15 protein-coding genes are annotated in these 18,947 nt (G+C 59.1%); 8 read left to right on the top strand and 7 right to left on the bottom strand.

Annotated elements, in window-relative coordinates; genetic code table 11:
- Positions 1-30 precede the first annotated feature (30 nt).
- Genes UM93_RS17165 through UM93_RS09930 form a run of 3 tightly spaced genes read left to right on the top strand, consistent with a single transcriptional unit; the run spans position 31 to position 2,781 of the window.
- Complete coding sequence (locus tag UM93_RS17165) at positions 31-561, top strand: GNAT family N-acetyltransferase (RefSeq protein WP_052663729.1); 531 nt, start codon at positions 31-33, stop codon at positions 559-561.
- Between the two features lie 35 nt (positions 562-596).
- Positions 597-1,721 (top strand): GNAT family N-acetyltransferase, encoded by a 1,125-nt coding sequence (locus UM93_RS09935; RefSeq protein WP_045075337.1) that lies wholly within the window; start codon positions 597-599, stop codon positions 1,719-1,721.
- Entirely contained in the window at positions 1,699-2,781 is a 1,083-nt protein-coding gene (locus UM93_RS09930; RefSeq protein WP_045075335.1) for a GNAT family N-acetyltransferase, read from the top strand. Before UM93_RS09935 ends, UM93_RS09930 begins: the two co-directional genes overlap by 23 nt.
- Before the next feature lie 109 nt (positions 2,782-2,890).
- Here UM93_RS09930 and UM93_RS09925 read toward each other — a convergent pair whose 3' ends face one another.
- Positions 2,891-3,796, bottom strand: coding sequence for an SAM-dependent methyltransferase (locus tag UM93_RS09925; protein ID WP_045075334.1), 906 nt, complete (start codon positions 3,794-3,796; stop codon positions 2,891-2,893).
- A gap of 283 nt (positions 3,797-4,079) precedes the next feature.
- Between UM93_RS09925 and rplJ the strand changes: the two genes are divergently transcribed.
- Together rplJ and rplL are read left to right on the top strand one after the other, a co-directional pair.
- Positions 4,080-4,718, top strand: a complete 639-nt coding sequence (gene rplJ, locus UM93_RS09920) for a 50S ribosomal protein L10 (RefSeq protein ID WP_045075332.1) — start codon at positions 4,080-4,082, stop codon at positions 4,716-4,718.
- Positions 4,719-4,811: 93 nt separating this feature from the next.
- On the top strand, positions 4,812-5,192 hold the full coding sequence (gene rplL, locus UM93_RS09915; RefSeq protein ID WP_045075331.1) for a 50S ribosomal protein L7/L12: 381 nt from the start codon (positions 4,812-4,814) through the stop codon (positions 5,190-5,192).
- 277 nt (positions 5,193-5,469) lie between these two features.
- On the opposite strand, the gene UM93_RS09910 is transcribed toward rplL, so the two are convergent.
- The 4 genes from UM93_RS09910 to UM93_RS09895 all read right to left on the bottom strand — a co-directional run bounded on the left by UM93_RS09910 (position 5,470) and on the right by UM93_RS09895 (position 10,974).
- The gene (locus UM93_RS09910; protein ID WP_045075329.1) at positions 5,470-7,725 is read right to left on the bottom strand and encodes an endo-beta-N-acetylglucosaminidase; all 2,256 of its coding nucleotides are present in this window, start codon (positions 7,723-7,725) and stop codon (positions 5,470-5,472) included.
- 75 nt (positions 7,726-7,800) lie between these two features.
- A complete protein-coding gene (locus UM93_RS09905; protein ID WP_045075328.1) occupies positions 7,801-8,721 on the bottom strand; it encodes a carbohydrate ABC transporter permease in 921 nt (306 codons plus the stop codon).
- A gap of 1 nt (position 8,722) precedes the next feature.
- A complete protein-coding gene (locus tag UM93_RS09900; protein ID WP_045075326.1) occupies positions 8,723-9,598 on the bottom strand; it encodes a carbohydrate ABC transporter permease in 876 nt (291 codons plus the stop codon).
- 101 nt (positions 9,599-9,699) lie between these two features.
- Positions 9,700-10,974: an ABC transporter substrate-binding protein gene (locus UM93_RS09895; RefSeq protein WP_045075325.1), complete on the bottom strand. Its 1,275-nt coding sequence runs from the start codon at positions 10,972-10,974 to the stop codon at positions 9,700-9,702.
- A gap of 312 nt (positions 10,975-11,286) precedes the next feature.
- Between UM93_RS09895 and UM93_RS09890 the strand changes: the two genes are divergently transcribed.
- The 3 genes from UM93_RS09890 (at position 11,287) to UM93_RS09880 (ending at position 16,851) form a co-directional block, all read left to right on the top strand.
- On the top strand, positions 11,287-12,327 hold the full coding sequence (locus tag UM93_RS09890; RefSeq protein ID WP_045075323.1) for a LacI family DNA-binding transcriptional regulator: 1,041 nt from the start codon (positions 11,287-11,289) through the stop codon (positions 12,325-12,327).
- Positions 12,328-12,458: 131 nt separating this feature from the next.
- Positions 12,459-13,724, top strand: coding sequence for a glycoside hydrolase 5 family protein (locus tag UM93_RS09885; protein WP_234399286.1), 1,266 nt, complete (start codon positions 12,459-12,461; stop codon positions 13,722-13,724).
- A gap of 40 nt (positions 13,725-13,764) precedes the next feature.
- On the top strand, positions 13,765-16,851 hold the full coding sequence (locus UM93_RS09880) for an alpha-mannosidase (protein WP_045075320.1): 3,087 nt from the start codon (positions 13,765-13,767) through the stop codon (positions 16,849-16,851).
- Between the two features lie 58 nt (positions 16,852-16,909).
- Here UM93_RS09880 and UM93_RS09875 read toward each other — a convergent pair whose 3' ends face one another.
- Positions 16,910-17,374, bottom strand: coding sequence for an aminoacyl-tRNA deacylase (locus UM93_RS09875; RefSeq protein ID WP_045075318.1), 465 nt, complete (start codon positions 17,372-17,374; stop codon positions 16,910-16,912).
- Between the two features lie 2 nt (positions 17,375-17,376).
- Positions 17,377-18,567 (bottom strand): acetyl-CoA C-acetyltransferase, encoded by a 1,191-nt coding sequence (locus UM93_RS09870; protein ID WP_045075317.1) that lies wholly within the window; start codon positions 18,565-18,567, stop codon positions 17,377-17,379.
- Positions 18,568-18,947: the final 380 nt, after the last annotated feature.

The raw sequence follows: 18,947 nt of genomic DNA, 5'->3' as shown, positions 1-18,947 counted from the left end.
GAAGTAGCTGGTTTTCGATAGGCTGGGAAGATGACGACAATCTCGGTTCGGCCACGTACGCTCGGCGACCGGGAAGGGCTGTTGAAGGCTCTTGCCTCCTGCGCACGACACAGCGGATACTTCGCTGCCGAGGATGGCTCGCTAGTTTCTCACGCTGAAGCCTCACTTTTCGACGATCGTTATGACGCCGCCTGGGTAGCCGAGGTCGACGGCGTGGTGCTTGGCCATATCGCGGTGATGCCACTGCCGCTTGCCGAGGACCAAGAATCAATTCCGCTCTGGACAGCCGCTACCGGCAGATCTGCCGAAGCACACACACTGATCAAGAGGCTCTTCGTGGATCCTCAGGCGCAAGGCGGCGGGATTGCCAGAGCACTGATGGCGACCGCGATGGCACACCTCGCGGCGGCCGGGCAGATCGGTGTGCTGGACACAGTCTCGGTGGCTCAGCCTGCTATGAAGCTTTACCAGGGACTCGGCTGGCGGGAAATTGGCAGGACAAAGCCCAGCTGGACCGATGAACCTTTTGACATGGTACTTTTCGTGGCTCCCGGGCATTGAAGCTCTGGCCACCATCCATTTTGAGGAGATGAAGCATGACCGAGCAACTGGAAATCAGTTCGCTGCAACTTCCGAATAATCTCACCGATTCCGATGCCGCTGACTTCCTGGAAGCCGGTTTGCTTTTGGACCAGATCAGGTTGGAAACCTGGGGAAATCGGGATCGGATCTCCGACCCGGAAACCCGCTTAGTGTCCTGGCGGCAGAATGACTACTCCAGACTTGAGGTTTTCCTGGGCAAACTCGGCGGTAAAATCGTGGCGCTGAGCTGGATATCGCTGCCCTTACACGACAACCTGCATACCGGTTTCATGAGCGTTTGTGTTGCCGCCGAGCATCGGAAGCGAGGCTATGGACAGCTAATGCTCGAAACAGTGGAGAAGTACGCGGCGGCTCAGGGGCGTAGCGTGCTGATGTCGAGCACCGAGCATCCGGCAGATTTCGATCCGGCCACTATTGCGGTGCTCGAACCGAAATCGGGCACCGGAGCGATCCCGCAGTTCGATGCCGGGGTGCGCTTTTCGCTCCGTCATGGTTATCAGCTCGAGCAGGTGGAACGGTTCAGTGAGCTGCGACTTCCGATCGAGGGAGCACACCTGGAAGAACTATTGCGGGCGGCGGAGGCCAAAGCTGGTACCGATTATCGGCTGGAGTTTTGGCAAGATCGCTGCCCGGAGCGGCTAGCGGAGAGCTTCGCGGTAGCTAATAGCCGGATGAGTACCGATATCCCCAGTGCGGGGCTCGCGGTCGAAGCGGAGACCTGGGATATCAAGCGCTTGCGAGATATGGAGCAGCGCTTCATCGAAGCGGGTCATCGGATAGATGTCTGCGCAGCGGTGCATGTTCCCAGTGGCCAGATTGCCGCTTACACCTATTTTGATTACAACCAGAAGAAGCCACAGCTGATCAGCCAAGAAGACACTTTGGTGATCAGGGAGCATCGCGGGAAACGCCTCGGGATGTTGGTCAAGGCGGCGAATGTGCGGCGTATTCAGGAAGAACTTCCACAACTTGAAAAGGCCATCACCTGGAATGCTGCGGAGAACGACCATATGCTCGCGATTAATATCGAGCTCGGTTTCGCGCCCGCAGGCTACGACGGCGAATGGCAAAAAGACTTAAGAAAAGGTCCAGCAAATGAACAACTCGATTCAGATTGAAAAACTCAGTGTTCCGCGGCATCTCGATAGCGCTGAGGCGGCCGATTTTCTGGCGGCAGTAGAAATTCATCGTCAGGCCGAATTGCGTCGCTGGGGCAATGACGACCTGGCATACACCCCAGAAGAGATTCTTGCCAGCGAGCAGGACCGCTATGAACGGCATATCCATTTGCTCGCGAAAAAGGCCGACCAAGTCGTCGGTCACTGTCATCTGATCTTGCCGGTCGAGGACAACCAGCACCTGCTTTGGTATAGCTTGGCAGTCGGTACCCAACGCGAGGGGGAAGGCATCGGCAGTGCACTACTGGCCGCCACCGAACAATTAGCCGCAGATGAGGGGCGTACGACTCTTACCTTTGAGACCTCACATCCGGTAGCTAGCTTGGCGGCCGAGCGGCTCAAACCAATCTCCGGAGTGGGCGAACTGCCAGCTGATAGCCGGGAAGTCAGGTTCGCCCAGCGGGCCGGTTACCTCCTCGAACAGGTCGAGCGGTTCAGTCGCTGCGAACTACCGATTGATCCGCAGCTCTTGGTGGAGCAGCAGGGCATCGCGGAGCGGGTCGCCGGTGCCGACTATCGAGTGCTTTACTGGCGGAACCATTGCCCCGAGGAATGGCTGGAGGATTACGCTTATTTGCAATCGCGGATGAGCACCGATGCGCCTCGGGCCGGGCTCGCGATTGAAGAGGAGCCGTGGGACGGTGCGCGGGTGCGGCAGAGCGAGGAACTTGCCCTAGCGCTCGGAAGGACGACACTAGTCGCCGCCGCCCAGCACCTGCCGAGCGGCAAGTTGGCTGGCTTCACCGTGATAACCGGTCTGGCCCATCGTCAGGACATGGTGTTTCAGGACAACACTTTGGTGCTCCGTGAACATCGCGGACATAAATTGGGACTGCTTGTGAAGGTGGCGAACTTGCGCAGCTTAGCCGAGCAAATGCCCCAAGTGCGGCGGATTTACACCTGGAATGCGGCCGAAAACGAGTACATGCTGGCTGTCAATATCGCGCTGGGTTTTGAACCTGCAGGGTACACCGGAGAGTGGCAAAAGGTAATTGGCTGACCGGAATGAGCCGACCGCAGTGATACCGGTCGGCTCATTCGGTCGGCAGGGTGAAATCAGGGATCAGCGGCGCTAGCGCCGCCGGGATGGGCCAGGCGTTGTCGTCGGCTCAGTTCTTTTGTGCACTCAGCAGGGTGGCTCCGGGCGCGCTCGGACTCTGACCGGCCGGAGCGAAGCGCGGATCGATGAGATGGCGGTTGTAACTAAGAGCTACCTGCTCCGCTGTTGATGACTGTGCCGTCCACCCCAGGCCGTGCAGAGTGTCCTCCAAGGGTTGCCTGCCACCCATGATTTTGAGAATCTCGGCCATCGGCAGTCCGCTTTGCTTGCTGGCTTCGCGCAGCCTTTCTAAGTCTTCTGCGCTAGGTTCTGGCAGACTAGCTGCCCCTTCCAACGCCACCAGGCTGTGCGAGGCACTGAGGCCATTGACGCGGTTCAACAATTCCGACTCTTCCGGGCCGGAAAGGTAAACCAGCAAACCTTCAATCAGCCATCCGGTGGGTTGGGCAGCGTCAAAACCGGCGGCCCGCAGTGCTGCTGGCCAGTCTTCGCGTAAGTCAATGCCGACCGGAATGACTTTGCCGTTGGATTGAGCGTTAAGCGAATCCAGAGTTCGTGCCTTGAAGTCGAGTACCTGCGGCTGGTCGATTTCGAAGAGTTGTAACTCAGCCGGGACCGGCAGCCGATAGCCGCGAGTATCCAAACCGCTGGCCAAAATAACTATCTGGCGGATGCCATTGTCGACCGCTTCAAGCAGGAAGTCGTCGAAGTACTTGCTGCGAATCCCAACGTAATTTGCCCCCATCAGCAGCATGGTCTGCTGTTCCGTCAACTCAGCGTCTGCTGCTGGCCAAACCACCGGGAACGGCACCGGGGCATCGGCGGCGGCAACTAAGGCGGCAGCGTAAGGGTCAGTGATCAGTGCGGCTTCCCTGCTGCTCTCCACCGCACGAGCTGCCGCCGCGCCTACTGCGGTCAAGGCGACACCGTCGTTCATTGCTGCTTGGTTAGTCATGCCCTCACTGTAGGTTGCGAAGATGCGATCTTAGGGTGGTTTTGCCGTTAGCGTAGCTATGACGTATTCTTGAAGGACCAAAGACCGCCGGTCGGTCATGCGTGTCCACAGCAATTTCCTGGATCGCTGACCCGAAAGTTCTGTAAAGGACGGCCTGCGCAGGTGAACGAAGCGATACTCTCCGGTGCGTCATGATGCTGGATCGAGTTGAGCCCCGCGCATCTGCACGGGGCATTTTTTATGGGCCAGAAACCACCGGCATTGAATTCCCGGAAGGAGGGTTATGGCAACGCCAAACAAGGTGGCCGCAGTAGATGAGATCACCACTGATTTCAAAGAATCTACCGCTGCAGTCCTAACCGAATACCGTGGGCTCACCGTTGCGAAGCTCAAAGAGCTGCGTGTGTCGCTTGGCCTCGAGACTAAGTTCTCGGTCGTCAAAAACACCCTGACCGCTATTGCCGCGAAGGAAGCTGGTGTTGACGCTTTCGAAGGTCAGCTCGCCGGCCCGACCGCCATTGCGTTCATCAAGGGCGACGCCGTCGCCGCAGCTAAGAGCCTGACGGATTTTGCTAAGGCCAACAAGGAACTGGTCATTAAGACCGGCATCTTCGAGGGCAAGGCATTGAATGCCTCCGAGGTCGCTGCTCTGGCAGCCCTCGAATCTCGTGAACTGCAGCTCACCAAGGTTGCCAGTATCCTCAAGGCTCCGATCGCCGCTGCTGCCCGCAGCATCGATGCGCTGCGCTTGAAGCTGGAAGAAGAGCAGGGCGCTCCGGCTGCCCCGGCCGCCGAGGCCGCAGCTCCAGCCGAAGAAGCAGCTCCCGCCGAAGAGGCTCCGGCCGCTGAAGCTGAAGCTGTTGCCGAGGAAGCCGCTGCAGCGCCCGCCGCTGAAGCTGCTGCCGAGACTCCCGAGGCTTAGCCCACAGCACCCCCCCGAGCGCTGGTTCTGCCAAGCTGCTCGGACCCACAAAGACCCGGCCATCAGGCCACTGAGAAAGAAGGAGCGCCACTCATGGCTAAGCTCACCAACGACGAGCTCATTGAAGCTTTCAAGGAATTGACCATCATCGAACTCTCCGAGTTCGTTAAGCAGTTCGAGGAGACCTTCGAGGTCACCGCTGCTGCTGTTGCAGTTGCCGGCCCCGCCGCCGGTGGCGGCGACGCTGCTGCTGAGGAAGAGAAGGATTCCTTCGACGTTATCCTCGAGTCGGCTGGCGACAAGAAGATTGCTGTTATCAAGGAGGTGCGCGCGCTGACCTCCTTGGGCCTGAAGGAAGCCAAGGACCTGGTCGACGGTGCACCGAAGCCGATCCTCGAAGGTGCCAACAAGGAAGCCGCCGAGAAGGCCAAGGCTCAGCTCGAAGAAGCTGGCGCTACCGTTACCCTCAAGTAACTCGACGCCTCTTCGCATCGAAGGGCCCGACTCGCTCAGCGAGTCGGGCCCTTCTGCGTTTAATGTCCCAACGCCCTTCATTCCTTCCTCGCGACTCCTTCCTCGCCGAGTGTGCAGATAAACACGCTTTGAGAGTCCAAAAGGTGTTTATCTGCACACTCGGTACTCGATGCGAAGAGGACCGGACTCGCACAGATGAATCCCCACCAGGTTCGGTGGTGGGGATTCATCCATCGGGGCCGGAGTGCAGTCTCGGAAGTGCAGTTCCGGCGCCCGCTTAGAGCTGGTAGCTCGCGGTGGCAGCGGTTGAGCGACTGCCGTCCTTGGCTATTGCCACCAGTTCAAAGCTGAGCTTCTGACCAGTAGATATTGCCGTCTTGGCGACAAAGAAGCAGTCCCGATGACAGCGACCCAGCCAGGTCCGAGTCGTACCGTTCACTCCGAACACGTCATAGGCGTAACCGTCTGCCGCCTTGGTCCAGTCCAGGAAGGCGCTGGCGCCACCGGTCACCGTGCTAGCCGAGGAGACGGTGAAACCGCTCGGTGCTGCCGGGGCGCTGGAGCTGGCAGAAAGCCTCACCTGGCCCAGGTTCAGGTTAATGGCGCTGCTCCCGGAGAACTTCAAGCTGATCCGCGCAACTGGCCCGCTGATCGTGCCCAATGGCGCACTGAGCGTTGTCCAACCATTGACCGCCGAGCCGCTAACTACCAGCGGAATAGTCACGGGTGTACTCGGCGTCGCTTTCGGCGTTAGCACCAGGGAAATGGCTGGTAGGGTGCCGCTACTCTTCACCTTGATGCTCGCCGTCGAGCCAGTGGCCACGGTCAGATCGGTCTTGAAGAGGTGAGTGGTGAACTGCGGCGTGCTGCCCGCAGTGCTTTGCACCTTGAGCGAGTGAGAGCCTTCCCAAGCCACCGTTTCATCCAGGGTGATGGAGCTCTTGGTAGTGCCGGTGTTCTCGGTCCAATACTGCCAGCTGAGCACCGGATCGGCGATGCCGGCATTGTTCCAACCCGCTGACGACGCCGAGACGCCGTTCAGGTTGAAGTAGGAGCCAACGCCAATGGTGAAGTTGGTGTAGATCGGCAGCGCCGAATACGGTGACTTCTCCACGATGGAATGCGCAACGCCGTCGAAACCGTCGGTGTTCCAGACATTCTGCCGGTAGGGGGAGGTGGGCTGGGAAATCCGGCCACTCAGTGAGGGATCGCCCTTCGGCCCGGACCAGAACTTCTGTTCCAAACCTCGGTACAGCGAGCGTCCATAGACGGTACGAGTGGTGCCGTCAGAGCAACCCTTATTCCAGAATTCGCTCGGCACGAACATGCCCCAACTCACCGGCGGGTTCTTGGTGGGGGAGGCGAGGTCGCCGAAGATCTCCGAGGGGTTGAAGATGCCCTGCTGGAACTCGGTGGTGCCGAAAGCCACCTTCTTGGCGTCGAAACCCTTGTCGGTGACGGTTTTGGCGCTCTTGGTCAAGGTTGGATCCGGGCCACCAGTGCCGGTGGTGCCCCAACCGCGCAGCCAACCATAGTTCATGAAGATGGAGTCCATCAGCGGTTGCTGCGGGGTGCCCAGCCAGCCAACGTTATTGGCGTTGATCATGTTCTGGTACGACAGGCTGCCGCTTTCTAACATGGCATCGTAGTACTGCAGGTAGCACTGTGGATCTTTGGCCTTGAGGTACTGCATCATCGCCTTGAAGGCCGTAGCATTCGCCGAAGAGACGGAAGCTTCCTGGTTCAGGAAATAGCCATCGAAACCGAAGTACTTGCGGATTTCGATCATCTTATCGGCCACCGGATAGCTGCCATCGGGGTTCTTTTTCACGAAATCGGCAAAGACCGCAGAGTCCCGGGGCCAGAACCAGCAGCTAATCGACAGTGCACCGTTCTTATGCGCCGCCTCAGTCCAACCGGCATTAGGAATCTCTAGCACGCCATAGGTGCGCCCGCTAGCATCCCGATCAACCACGGTGGCATTGGGAACATTGGGGGTGAGCTGGCCATGCCAGCTGGAGAAGATATCCAAGTACTGCCAGTAGCGGAAGCTGTAAACGTAAGCTTCGTCGCCAATCGCCCGGGCCCGTTCGTCGTAAATGCTGCCACGGTAGTCGCCGTCAATGGCGAGTAATTGGGTTGCGGCGTTCAGTGTCGGGTGCGCCTGGGTTGCCGCAAAGGGCGCAATCCGAGTGGCGCGGGGGATATGGCAGACAAAGTGTTTGGCCTTCGGATCCTGCGAGGGCGTCCAACTAGTGATGTCGGCGGCCAGAAACCCGTAGCTGGATGGGCCCGCGGGGATGCCGCCACTGCGATTTGAGGGCAACACCGCCCCCGGGGCATTCGGATCCTTGGGCTGCGGTACGTCAGCGGCGAAAGCGCTTGACGCTGTGCCACCGAGGATAGCTGGGCCAGCAGCGACCGCGGCCGCTCCCAATGCGCCATAGCGGATGAACATTGCCCGGCTGAGGCCGGAGGGGCCTTGCTCGTTCTCACCCTGAACCGCTGCGGCGGTGGGTTTTTTCCTAGCCATAACACTCCTTTATGTGATGGGCAGCCGGGGTTCCGGACTGCGGAACTAACAGTGGTGCGAGCTGGTGGAACTGGTCTAACCTTTGACGGCTCCTTCGCCGACACCGCGGAAGAACCAGCGCTGCACGGCGATGAAGACAATGGCAATCGGGATAAAGGCGATCATCGCTCCGGCGGCGATCAATCGAGGGTCATTGCTGAAGGTGCCCTTGAGGTACTGCAGGCCGATGGTCAAAGTGAAGTTATCCGGCGTAGTCAACACGATGAGCGGCCAAAGGAAATCATCCCAGGCACCGATGAAGGCGAAGATCACCACAATAGCCAGGCTGCCCTTGACGGCCGGGAATCCAATGTAGCGGATGCGTTGCCAGACATTTGCGCCGTCCACAATGGCGGCTTGATCGATTTCCTCTGGGATGCCTCGGAAAGCGTTCCACATCAGCAGCACATTGATCATGCCGAGCATGCCCGGCAGCGCGACACCAAGTAGCGTGTCAGCGAAGCCAAGCTGCTTGACCGTCACGTATTGCGCAATGATGGTCGCCTCACCGGGTAGCACCATGGTGGCCAGGATCAGGCCGATGACCAGATTGCGACCGCGGAATTTCAGTCGGGCGAGCGCGAATCCGGCCATTGTGCAGCCGATGATATTACCGAATACCACGAGGGCCGCGACGATGACTGAATTCCCGATGTATTTCAGCACCGGAATGGCGTCGTTGACCCGGCCGAAGTTATCCCCGGTCGGGTTTTGCGGAATCAGTCCGCTGCTGGCGCCATAGATGTCTTCAGATGGTGACTTGAGCGCGGTGGAGAGCTGCCAGAGAAACGGGCCGATGCTGATTGCCAAGACGAGCAAAAGTAAGACGTAGCGGATCACTAATTCTCGGGGTGAGGTGCTATTGAAGCCCCGGTTGCGGCGTCGTTTGCCGCCCTTGCTCGCGGCCTCTAGCTGGGGCAGAGCGTCGGCGGATTGGGATATAGGCGTGGTCGACATCTTAGCTCTCCTTCCGATTCTGCCGGGCCAGAATGAGCATCGGGATCAAGCAAATAAAGAACAGCACCACTGAAAGCGCCGAGGCATAGCCGAGATTGCCCAGCAGACCACGGGCGTATTGCTGGATGATCATCACGAAGCTGGAGGCGAAGCCGCCCGGGCCGCCGGTGGTTCCGGTCAGGAAATAAGGCTCGGTGAAGATGCGCAGTGCTGAAACGCAGATCATAATCGCGACCAGGATCATTGCGCCGCGCACGCCGGGAACCGTCACCGACCAAAACCGACGCCAGGCACCTGCGCCGTCAATGGCGGCCGCTTCATGCAGGTCTTTGGAGACATTACCGAGAGCGGCAATGTAGATCACCATGTAGTAGCCGAGGCCCTTCCAGACCGTCAGGCTAATTGAACTGAATACCACTAGCCAGCGATCTGTGAGGAACGGGATAGGGCCTTGGACCCACTTGAGCGACTGAACGATGTTGTTTACTACGCCGCCCTCGTCTAGTACCAGGTTCCACAGCAGCGCCACCACTACTGCACTGGCGATCACCGGCAAATAAAAGGAAGTCCGGAAGAAAGTGATGCCGGGAATCTTCTTCTCCACCAGGACTGCGATACCGAGCGGCAATAAGGTCAACAGCGGCAGACAGACCGCCATATAGACCACCGAGTTCAGCAGCGCATTAGCCACCTGCGGATCACTAAAGAGGTTCGTGTAGTTTCGCAACCCCACCCACTGTTCGGTGCCGCCTAATGGCTTGGCATTGGTGAACGACATTCGAACGGTGTTGATGGCTGGCCAAAAACTAAAAGCGCCAAGCCACAGTAGCGCGGGTGCCACTAGCAGCCAGGGGGTGAACCAACGGTGTGAACGCATGGTGGAACTTTCTTGCTGACTTCTCGAGCAATTGCCCGGGAATGGATGTAACCGCTCAATGGAACAGTGCGGGCGGCCGAATCAGGCCGCCCGCACTGGGTCTATTGATTTGCTAGCAGTTTGTCGATCTGCGAGGCCGCGTCGTCAAGAGCTTTCTTCGCTGGCACATCGCCCTTCATGGCGAGGGATACCTGCTGGTTCAGGATCTTATTCATGGCATCGTTGAACTCGATCGGGGAGAGCACCTTGGCCTTCTGCAATGAGTTGAACGCCAGCACCTTGGCATCGCCAGCTGGAGTACCATCGCTCTTGCTCAACGAAGGATCGCTGGCCGATGCCGTGGTGCTCGGGAAAGTGTTCGTCAGGTTGGCGAACTCGAGCTGATTCTCCGGGTTGAGAATCCAATTGGCGAAGGCCAACGCGGTGGCTTGGTTTTTGCTCTTCTTAGCAATCGCCAGGCCCTGCACATAAAGCGGCGGCTGGTCATTGAGCGCTGGACCCATCACAATGCTCTTGGCCAGGCTGGGATTGTCCCGAACGAAGTCCTTATAAGCCGGGCCACCGCCGGTGCTGAAGGCTACTTGGCCCTTGGTGAATAGCTGGGAGTTGCCCAGGTAGTCGTCATTGAGCACCGAGGAGGGGTAGTAGCCCGCCTTATAAGCGTCCACATACTTTTGCAGCAACTGAACCGCTGCATCGGTGCTGAAGGCAGTCTTGGTACCGTCTTCGTTCAAGATCGGTACCCCGGCTCGAGCGAAGTCACCCACCGCGGGCTTGGAACTCATCAGGAAGTTTTTGCCGCCGGAAGCGTCGTGCATGATCTTGGCCTGAGCGATCTGCTCGTCCACAGTTGTCGGCAGCTTCTTCGGGTCCAGACCCGCAGCGGTCATCTGAGTAGCATTCCAGTAGCTGATATCGGTATTCAGGTACCAGGGGAGGCCGTAGACGCCGTCCAGGCCGCGGTATTTGAAGGCGTCCAGGGCACCGGCGACGTAGGTCTTGTCCAGGTCTTTCTGCACGCTTGAGATATCCAACAGAGCCCCCGATTTAGCCAGCGCCACCCCGTAGTCCGGTGGAATATTGACCACATCGGGAAGTGAGTCAGTGCTGGCCTGGGAGACAATCTTGTCCGAGTAGCCGTCGCCCGGCTGATCCAGCAGCTTGACCTTAGTGCCCGGATATTTGGCTTCAAAGCCCTTGATTACTTTATCCAAGTAAGGCTGAAACTTGGGCGTGAGTGACCAGGTCTGCAGGGTGATCTCGCCCTTGATTTCACCCGTTGCGGCCGGCTCGGAAGTTCCGCCGCCCCCGGAGCAGGCTGTTAGTGCGAGCGCTGCGACAGCAACAGCTGCGGCAGCAGGAATGAGTTTGCGCATGTACTCTCCTAGGCCCGACGGTTCCGGTCCCCGGCTCCGTCGTTGGTAAACCGGTATAGTGATTGCTAATAAAACACGAGGACGCTTGCGCTGTCAAGAGATCGTGTTGCTGGGGTTGATGCCTCAATACTATCCAGGCGAGTGGATGAGCTGTTCTTCAAGCGGTCGCTCAGCGTCGCGATTTCCACTCGGAAAAAGCCGCTCAGAACCGCTCGAATCAGGGCTTTTTGGGGCACTGCAGCGCAACTTGCCCGACGAGGCGGCTGATCTGCCATTGCATTGCTACTGTAGGTACATCGCGGGAGGGGAGTAATGCAGAAAAAGACTCGGCCAAACATTGGTGATATTGCAGCTCGAGCGGGTGTATCCAAGGGGGCTGTCTCCTTTGCGCTCAATGATCGCCCGGGCGTGAGCGAACAGACCAGGGCTCGTATTCTCCAAGTAGCCAATGAGTTGAATTGGCGCCCGCACAGCGCGGCCCGGGCGCTCAGCGGTTCAAAGGCCGATGTGGTCGGTTTAGTACTAGCCCGGCCGGCCCGAACCCTCGGTGTAGAGCCATTCTTCTCGCGGCTGATTTCAGGTCTGCAAGCGGGGCTTTCCGCCCAGGGGATGGCACTGCAGATGCGCATTGTTGAGGACACCGCCGCCGAGATTGAGGTCTACCGGCAATGGTGGAACGAGCATCGAGTCGACGCCGTCATCCTGGTCGATCTGCAAGAGGACGACCAGCGAATTGCTGAGCTCGAAGAACTCGGCTTGCCAGCTGTGGTGATCGGCGGTCCGGCACCGCACGGCAGCGTGTCGAGTGTCTGGGCTGACGATAGCGAGGCGATGATCAGCATTGTTGAATACCTCGCCGCGTTGGGGCACCGCCGGATTGGCCATGTCAGTGGGATGCCGAATTTTGTACACACCAAGCGCCGAGTGGAGGCGTTGGCATCCTCCGCGGACCGGCTTGGCCTTGAGTCGGTGGAATCGCTCTATACCGACTTCAGCGATAGCCAGGGTGCAGCCACCACCAGACGCTTATTGGCTCGAGAGGTGCGGCCAACCGCAGTCATCTATGATTCCGACGTGATGGCGCTGGCCGGTCTCGGAGTGGCGATGGAGATGAATATCGAGGTGCCACGGAAGCTTTCAATCGTCGCCTTTGATGATTCACCGCTGACCCAATTGACTCACCCGGCGATGACAGCGCTAAGTCGCGACACCTTCCGCTACGGCGAGCAGGCGGCCGCGGTGCTGATCCGATTGCTCAGCGACCCGGAGAGCCAGATCGATCAGCGGACGCAAACCCCGAGCTTGACGGTTAGAGCCAGTACCGCACCGCCAAGTGAGGCGGTTTCGAGCTAGTTATTAGTAGCGGGATTTTTGTTCGCCCTTGACAGCCTGGGGTAAAACTTACTAAAACGGATTAGTTGAAAGTTTCAACGGGACGGTTCGACCGTTCCCTTCTCTTAATATCTCAGGACGAACGGGTAGCTGTGACACATCAGGGCGATGGGGCCGTGCGGTTCGGCGTGAATTACACACCGAGTGTTGGCTGGTTTCATCATTGGTTAGATTTTGATCTCGACGCGGTGCACCGCGACTTTGCTTCGATTCGCTCCCTGGGCGCCGATCATGTCAGGGTTTTCCCGGTCTGGTCTATTTTCCAGCCCAATCGAACTCTGATCCGTCCCCAGGCTTTGGCGGATCTTTCGTCGATGGTCGACGCCGCCGCTGAGCATGGCCTTGATGTTTCAGTGGACGCCTTACAGGGGCATCTATCGAGTTTTGATTTCCTGCCGTCCTGGTTGACCTCGTGGCATCGAGCGAATCTGTTCACCGATCCGATTGCGCGTAGCGGTCAGGCTAGTTACCTCCAGGAGCTGGCAGCATCGTTGGCGGAGAAAAAGAACGTACTAGGGCTGAGTTTGGGAAACGAATTCAGTCAGTTCGCTTCCGTTGAGCATCCCGATGTGCAAGCAGTTTCGGTGCAGCAGGCGGAGTGCTGGTTGGCTGAAATGATGGCAGCGCTCGAGGCCGGTTTCCCGGGAGCTCAGCATTGTCATGCCGAGTACGACTCGGCGTTCTTCGATCCACAGCACCCCTTCACCCCGGCGGGCACTGCGCGTCACGGATCAATGAGCACAGTGCATTCCTGGGTCTTCAATCAGACCGCACAACGCTATGGCGGGATGAGCGAGGAGAGCTTGCGGCTTGCGGAATATCTCACCGAACTAGCCCGTGCTTGGGCAACGGATCCATTGCGGCCGATTTGGCTGCAAGAGATCGGTGCCCCCGCGCCTCATGTGTCCCCTGAGAACGCCGCCGAGTTTACCCGCAAAGCATTACGAAATGCCATGGACTGCGAGGGGCTCTGGGGGGTGACGTGGTGGTGTTCGCACGATGTAGACCGGGCACTCGCCGACTTCCCGGAACTCGAATATGACCTCGGTCTGTTCCGCACCGATCAGAGCCTCAAGGCGCAAGGTGAAGCCTTCCGGCAGGTCGCCGCTGAGCCGCAAAGCCGGCCGGCTCGGCGGACGACCTCGCTGGTGCTTGAGATGGGAGATGAGACTTCGGGGCCGGGGCGAGCCCAATGCGCGCCGGGTGGCGAGTTCTTTGAGTCCTGGATGGCGCTGGCGAAGGCCGGAGCACGTCCTGGCATCGTGCTGGCCTCTCAACGCGATGCCACTGACTACCTGCAAGTCCGTGGTATCGAACAACTCATTGAATCGGGCGACACCCAAGCACTCAGCCGCTAGGCGAGATGTTTTCCGTCCTCCTCTCGAATGGAGCTTTGGCATGCACAACGATCGCAAACTGATTGAAGACCGTGTCGCACGCACGCTGCACGAGCGGCTGCGTCGGGAAATCCACACCCCAATAGCAAGCCTGCAGCTTGAGGTTTGGCATGTTGACGGTGGTCTGGTGGACGTCATCCACGGTGAGCCGGTCAGCCCGGAGCATGCCCTGGGACAAGAATATGCCCCAGCCCAGCTGGGCGATGCTTGGGGGCCGGCCTGGAGCACCAGTTGGTATCACCTCACCGGTAAAGTGCCAGAGATTCAGCCCGGGCAGACAGTCGAAGTGATCTTCAACCTGGGCTTCGGCGATATTGACCCCGGCTTTCACGCCGAGGGGATGGTTTACCTCCCCGATGGCAGCGTGCTGAAGGGCCTCAATCCCAAAAATCAGTGGATTCCGGTCAATCAGCAGACCGCCCCTGAGGGACGGTTCGAGGTCTACGTTGAGGCCGCGGCAAATCCTCGGATCGCCAGTCCTGAAGGATATTTGCCGACCCTGATAGGTGACAAACTGACTTCCGGCCCAGCGCCCTTGTATCGGTTGAGCCGCGCTGATATCAATCTCTTCGATGTAGAACTCTGGGAACTCTGCCAGGACCTGGAGACCCTTAATGAGCTGAGTCGGGAACTTGCTGATACCGATGCACGTCGATACCAGATCTTGCGAGCGCTGGAACGATCCCTTGATGCCATAGATCTACAGGACGTGCACACCACCGCTTCCGCTGCTCGTGCCGAGTTGGTCGAGGTGCTCGGCAGCCCGGCGGCCGCGAGCTCGCACCGGATCAGCGCGATTGGCCATGCCCATATTGACTCTGCCTGGCTGTGGCCGCTGCGGGAGACAGTTCGTAAGGTGGGCCGCACCAGCGCAAATGTCGTCAATCTGCTGGAAAACAACACGTTGAGCGGCGCAGAAGACTTCAAGTTCGCGATGAGTCAAGCACAGCAACTCGCCTGGTTGCGAGACCACCGGCCCGATGTTTTTGCCAGAGTCAAGGAACTGGTGCGGCAAGGACGCTTCATCCCGGTGGGTGGAATGTGGGTGGAGCCGGACACCAATATGCCCGGCAGTGAGGCAATGGCACGCCAGTTCGTCTACGGCAAGAGGTTCATCCTCGAAGAGTTCGGCATTGAAACCGAGGAAGTCTGGCTACCAGATACTTTCGGTTACTCCGCAGCATTACCGCAAATCGCTAAAGCAGCCGGGGCGAAATGGTTCCTCACCCAGAAGATATCCTGGAACACCATCAATAAGTTCCCGCACCACACTTTCAACTGGGAGGGCATTGACGGCACTCAGATCTTCACCCACTTTCCACCGGTGGACACCTATAGCTCTGATCTTTCCGGTAGCCAGCTAGCGCATGCCGCCCGGAACTTCCAAGAGAAGGGCGCGGCAAGTCGTTCGCTGGCCCCCTTTGGTTGGGGCGACGGCGGCGGCGGTCCGACCAGGGAGATGCTGGCCCGGGTAGCTCGCAATAAAAATCTGGAGGGTGCCCCGCGGCTGAGTGTAGAAAGTCCCGCAGACTTTTTTCGGGCGGCCGAGCAGGAGTATCAGAACCCGCCGGTCTGGTCGGGGGAGCTCTATCTGGAGTTCCATCGCGGCACCTACACCACCCAGGCGAAAAACAAGCAGGGAAATCGACGCAGCGAGCATTTGCTCTACGAGGCCGAACTTTGGGCCACCACAGCCGCGTTGCGGTCTGATTTCGAGTATCCCTATGATGTTTTTTGCCGAATCTGGAAGCAAGTACTGCTATTGCAGTTCCATGACATCTTGCCGGGTACTTCGATTGCCTGGGTGCATCGGGAAGCTGCCGAAGCCTACGCTGCGATCGAGGTCGAGCTGACCGAACTGATCGGCAGAACTCAGCAAGCCCTCGCTGGACAGCCGTTGTCCACCGAAGCTGCACAGGTACCGGGTGCGCTGGTCTTCAATGCCGCCCCGCAGGAGCGCGGTGGTATTCCGGCCCACTCGGCACGCTGGGTGCCGCAGCGCGAGGTCGAGCAGACGGTCAGTGCAGAGGAAACGGGTTGGCTGCTACAGAACGAATACCTGACGGTGCGGCTCGATCAAGCAGGCTTATTCACCTCGATTTACGACCATGAACAACGGCGTGAGGTGCTCTCAGGACCGGGCAACCTATTCCAATTGCACCCTGACTTTCCCAATGACTGGGATGCCTGGGACATTGACGAGTTCTACCGCAACACCGCAGTCGATCTGACTGAGCTGGATTCGATCCGAGTAGAAGGCCCCTCCAGTGTGCTGATCCGACGCAGCTTCGGCGAATCATCGATTGAACAGCGCGTCTCACTCGCCGCTGGGTCGCGTGAGATTGTGCTCGAGATTGAGGTCAGCTGGTTTGAGAAGGAGAAGCTGCTTAAATTAGCTTTCCCACTGGACCTGCAGGCCGACCGAAGTAGCGCAGAGATCCAATTCGGTCACCTGCAGCGACCCACCCACAGCAACACCTCCTGGGACGCGGCCAAGTTCGAGATCTGCGCACACCGCTGGCTGCGCGTCGAGGAACCTGGCTACGGCGTGACCTTGAGTAATGATGCAACGTATGGCTATGACGTGACCCGCCAACCAGCTGTAGAGGCAGGGCCTGGGCAGCCGAACGGCACGACAATCCGAGCCTCCATCCTGCGCGCCCCCCGGTTTCCCGATCCGCAGACCGATCAGGGAGTGCATCGGATGAGGTTCGCGCTGCTCCCGGGTAGCGGCGTTTCTGATGCGGTGCGATCGGGATACGCGATTAACTTGCCGGAGCGCTCGCTGCCCGGTGGCACCTCGGTGGAGCCGCTGATTCGGTCGGACAATGAATCGGTGGTGATTAGCGCGGTCAAGCTGGCAGACGACCAGAGTGGCGATCTAGTGGTGCGACTCTATGAGTCCCTTGGCGGCAGGGCGCGTGCCGAACTGCAGCCGAATTTTGACTACCTTGAGGTGATCGAAACTGACCTCCTAGAGCGGGCGGTACCGCAAAAAGCGCTGCAACAGCAGGATGGCAGACTGGAGCTTCAGCTACGTCCCTTCGAGTTAGTGACACTCCGGTTTCGTGGCCTCAGTGAGGTCTAGCTGAGGCCAGCTAGGGGCCGTTTATTCGCTGAGCTCTGAGTGGCGGTTTGACTGCCGCTCAGAGCAGCTCGCTAATATCGGCCACTATCGCTGAGTAGGCTTCAATCAATGCATCGGCGTTCAGGAAGGCGCTGCGGCCATGTGCGCCAGCCCCCATTGATATCCGCCGACCTTTGATTGACTGATCGGCATAAACCGGCCAGTTCCCTTGGGCTCCAACCGGGGTGATGGTGCCGCGTTCATAACCGGTTGCCTCAAGTGCTACTTCGGCTGAAGGCATCGAGAGCTTATTGACGCCGATCAGCTCGCGGAGCTTTGGCCAGGAGATTTGCCGATCGCCGGGGATGAGCGCGAACAAAAAGCTGCCGTCTTTGTGTTTCACCACGAGTGACTTGACGATATCGGCTGGCTGAATGCCGAGCAGCTCGGCCGCCTCGGCCAGGCTATTAGCGGCCGGACGTTCGATGACCTCAACCGGCAAACCCCGCGCGGCGGCGTCGGCAAGGAAACTCTCTGCGCTCATGCTCAGTCCCGGAAGAGCAGTAGTGCTTCGCCTTGGCCGCCGCCGCCACACAGCGAAACTGCCGCTTTGCCGCTGCCACGTCGGCTGAGTTCCAGGGCGGCATGCAGGGCCAACCGGGCGCCCGAGGCGCCAATCGGGTGGCCGACCGCGATCGCACCACCATGGATATTCGTTTTTTCCAGTGGGTAGTTCAGGTCTTTGAGCGACTGCACGGCGACGGAGCCGAAAGCTTCGTTGATTTCGATGAAATCAAGGTCCTCGACCTGCCAGCCGGCCCGTTGTAGGGCTTGGTTAATGGCGTTCGAAGGCTGTGAATGCAGTGAAGTGTCCGGGCCAGCGACCTGCCCCGGCTTGCCGACTACAGCGAGCCAGCTAAGTCCCAGTTCCTCGGCTTTGGCGCGGGTGGTCAGCACGACGGCGGCCGCGCCGTCGGAGAGCGGGGAGGAGTTGCCCGCGGTAATAGTGCCGTCCTTAGCGAAGGCTGATCGCAGACCCGCCAGGCTTTCGACCGTGGTGTTGGCTCTCACTCCTTCGTCCTGGCTGACCAGAACAGGTTCACCCTTGCGTTGCGGTACGCTGACCGGAACGATTTCCTGCTCGAATACACCCGCCGCCTGGGCTTGCGCGGCACGTTGATGCGAAGCGGCGGCAACCTCGTCCTGAGCCGCTCGATCAATGTTTAGCTCGGTGTTCTTGCGCTCAGTCGAAGATCCCATCGACTCGCCGTCGAAGGCATCGGTGAGGCCGTCGTGGGCCACCGAATCAATCGCGGTGAAGCTGCCGTAGTTCCAACCATTGCGAGAGCCTGGGAGCAGGTGTGGACAGTTCGTCATTGATTCCTGGCCGCCAGCTACCACGATATCGGCCTCACCGCTGCGGATAAGCCGGGCGGCGTCGGTGATTGCTGCCAGGCCGGAAAGGCAGACCTTATTGATGGTCACGGTCGGCACGTCCCAGCCGATCCCGGCGTTAATGGCTGACTGCCGGGCCGGGTTTTGACCGGTTCCGGCCTGGACCACGTGCCCCATGATCACCGCGCCGACTTGCTCTGCCTTCACGCCAGCTTTTTCCAGCGCGCCTCGGATCGCGAAACCGCCGAGCTCGACCGCTTCGAAACTGGCCAGTGCACCCTTCAGCTTGCCTTGCGGGGTCCGGGCGCCGGACAGGATGACCACATCTTCAGGGCTGGGCATGGGAAGCTCCTTTTGCTTTGGCGAACGAACATCGCTGTGCGGTTCAGCTGTGTTCAGTTAATGAACTGTAACTTAAAACACATTCTACTGGCTGCTTGTTCCCGGGCAAAGGGCCGGGGTGCAATGACGTCATTCAGAGGGCTGCGGGGGAGCCTTGAAGAGGTAACAGCTGCCTATTAAGAAAGTGCCCGTTTTTTTTTGGGGGGGGGGGGAAGGCGCCCCCTTTGTCTTTGCGACGCGGGGGACTGAGGCATCCAGTTACATCTGGGGATACAGGGCAGGGATGGGTCGGGCTGCTAAAACAACCTTGGTTGTCGCGAGGTCCGTGGAGAGGTGCTAATCAGGGAAGCTGAACTTATTGAGGAAGCAGGAAGCAGGAA

Source organism: Psychromicrobium lacuslunae (assembly GCF_000950575.1).
GTDB lineage: Bacteria > Actinomycetota > Actinomycetes > Actinomycetales > Micrococcaceae > Renibacterium > Renibacterium lacuslunae.
The sequence above is the reverse complement of the archived record's forward strand: the minus strand, read 5'-3'. Positions and strand labels throughout refer to the sequence as shown.